Below are 2,229 nucleotides of genomic sequence, written 5' to 3'. Positions count from 1 at the left end.
GATTGAGTCCATGACCAACCCTGGCCGCGACAGTAGCGCAGGCGGACTCGACGGCGCTCGCGGAAGAGCGGTTCCACGGCTCGGAGCCACGCGTCTATCTGAACATCGGCGAGGCGTTCTCAGCCGCACCTCCAGCACCAGCACGGCCGCCGTCACCACCACCAGCGCCAGCCCCAGCAGCGCCGCGTAGGTCCGGTCATACGCGCCCTCGTACTGGACGTAGATGGCTCGCGAGAAGGCGTCGTACTGGAGCAGCGCCACCGCGCCGAAGTCCGACAACACATACAGCCCGACGAGCAGCGCGCCCGACACAAAGGCCGGTCGCAACAGCGGCGCCGTCACCTTCCAGAAGGCCCGCGTCGGACTCATGCCCAGACTGCGCGCACCCTCCAGCCAGGCGGGGTCCTGCGAGAGCAAGCCCGCGCGCAACGCGAGGAAGAGATACGGATACGTGGACACCGTCAGCGCCAGGAGCGCTCCGGGAAAGCCATACACCGAGGGCACCGGCAACCCCCAGCGCGACAGCGGCTCCTCCAGTACGCCCCCGGTGCCGAACGTCGCCAGCAGCACGTAGCCGCTGACGAAGGTGGGCACCGCGAGCGGCACGCACAAGAGCACCGTCCAGCCACGTCGTCCCGGGAGGTCCGTGCGCGTGGTGAGCCACGCCAGCGGCAGGGCCACGAGGGCGGCACAGACAGTCACCGCCACCGCGAGCCCCAGCGTGCGCCACAACAGGCCCCACGTCTTGTCTCGCCAGAGCAGGGCCCACGCGTCCGCATCGGCTTCCGCCGCGCGAACGCCCAGGTACACCGCTGGCAACACCGCGAGCGCGGCGACCACCAGTCCCGACACCAACAACCACCCCGGAGGACGACGCGTCACTTCGCTGACCTCAGAGGACGCCGGTGTCCTGGAGCAGCTTCACCGTGCCGCGCAGGTCATCGAGCTTGGACAGGTCCAGGTCCGGCGAGCCCACCTTCGCGAGCGTCGGCAGCGCCTCCGCCGTCTTCACGCCCTTCACCAGCGGGTACTCGTACGTCTCCTGGGAGAAGTACGTCTGCGATTCCGCCTCCAGCAGGAACGCGGCGAACTTCTGTGCCGACTCCACCTGCTTCGACCCCTGGAGGATGCCCACGCCCGCCACGTTCACCAGCGCGCCCGGGTCCCCCGCCGCGACGAAGTAGTTGGCCACCGGCAGCTCCGCGTTGCTCTTCTTCGCGGCGTACAGGTAGTAGTGGTTGACGAAGCCCGCATCGATTTCACCGCGCCCCAGCGCCTCCACGACGGCCGCGTTGTTCTTGTAGACGCGCGGCTCGTTGGCCTGCACGCCCTTGAGCCACGCCGTCGCCGCCTCGTCGCCCTTGAGCAGCCGCAGCGCGGTGACGAACGCCTGGAAGGACGCGTTGGTGGGCGCCCAGCCCAGCCGGCCCTTCCACTTCGCATCCGTGAAGCCGAGGATGCTCTTGGGCAGGTCCGCCGGCTTCACCTTCTTCGCATTGTAGGCCACGACACGCGCACGGCCGCTGGCGCCCACCCACAGCCCCGTCGGCGAGCGGAAGCGCGCGTCCACCTTGTCCAGCGTCGCCTTGGGCAGCGCCTGGAGCCGGCCCGCGTTGCCCAGCGCGCCGAGCGCCCCCGCGTCCTGCGCGAAGAACACGTCCGCCGGAGTCTTGTCACCTTCCTCCAGCAGCGTGGCGGCGAGCTGCGGCGTCTCGCCGTAGCGCACCTTCACCTCGATGCCGGTCTTCTCGGTGAACTTCTTGAGCAGCGGTCCCACCAGCTTCTCGTTGCGGCCGGAGTAGACGGTGAGCGGCTCCGCCGCCAGCGCGGTGGAGGCCACGGACAACAGCAGGGTCAGGAGGAGTTTGCGCATCATGGCGCGGCACCCTAACGGACACGCCCGCACGGTTCCACCCGTTGCGCGCTCCTGCGGGCAGCTCTCTTCGTCCGTGAGGTCGTTCTCAGGAAGGCCGCCCTGGCCATCGGTGTTGCGTGCAGGGACTGTCGAAGCGCGAACATCGACATTGAACCGCGCGCGGCATCAGACAGTTCCCAGGACGTCAGGTTAATCTGCCGCGCGGTGCTTCTCGACGTCTTGGAGGTTCATCCCATGCATCGTCTGTACACCTCGGTCTGTGTCGCCGCGTTGCTGCTCGCAGCCCCATCGTTCGCACAGGCCTCGACGGCGCCCGCCGCGAAGCCGCAAGCGCCCACGAGTCCACCCACCCC

2 protein-coding genes are annotated in these 2,229 nt (G+C 68.9%); both read right to left on the bottom strand.

Translation table 11 applies throughout. The features are described from left to right. Positions 1-882 (bottom strand): ABC transporter permease subunit (locus tag HUW62_RS46880; RefSeq protein ID WP_176438153.1); only part of this gene is annotated, 882 nt, incomplete at its 3' end. A gap of 10 nt (positions 883-892) precedes the next feature. Further along, entirely contained in the window at positions 893-1,876 is a 984-nt protein-coding gene (locus HUW62_RS46875) for an iron ABC transporter substrate-binding protein (protein WP_176438152.1), read from the bottom strand. Positions 1,877-2,229 lie beyond the last annotated feature (353 nt).

Source organism: Myxococcus sp. AM011, assembly GCF_013372595.1.
Lineage (GTDB): Bacteria > Myxococcota > Myxococcia > Myxococcales > Myxococcaceae > Myxococcus > Myxococcus eversor.
The sequence above is the reverse complement of the archived record's forward strand: the minus strand, read 5'-3'. Positions and strand labels throughout refer to the sequence as shown.

Bases quoted from the DNA above. Each gene is read 5' to 3' on its own strand.
- HUW62_RS46875 (WP_176438152.1), bottom strand. From the start codon at position 1,876: ATGATGCGCAAACTCCTCCTGACCCTGCTGTTGTCCGTGGCCTCCACC.